The sequence below is a fragment of the Telluria sp. AZSoR62 genome (assembly GCF_058111565.1).
In genome coordinates, this window is sequence record NZ_JBYTST010000374.1 from 1 (window position 1) to 262 (window position 262).

A 262-nucleotide genomic window follows, 5' to 3' on the forward strand; every position below is an offset into this window, starting at 1 on the left:
TTACCGCCACACCGTCACTGCGTCTGCTTGATCGCGAGACGGGCCAGGCCATCCTGCTGCAGGGACCAATCGAGGGCGACGCCTTGTTGTCTGCCATGGACATGCTGACGGCTGACGGTCCGACCGGCACACCCACATCCGAAATGCCTGCCGACGTCGTCGGCGACATGCCCAGGTAGCCCCGGTCTTCAAGGCTACGGCGCAGTCCGCTGCGCTGACCGCAACCCGTTCGCCTCGCATCCTGGTCGCGAACGATCGCCGC

Annotated in this window: 1 pseudogene; it reads left to right on the top strand. The window is 66.0% G+C overall.

Annotation, left to right across the window (positions count from 1 at the left end):
• A pseudogene (locus AC3XQU_RS24150) lies at positions 1 to 179 on the top strand (disulfide bond formation protein DsbA); the annotation flags it as partial.
• Positions 180 to 262: the final 83 nt, after the last annotated feature.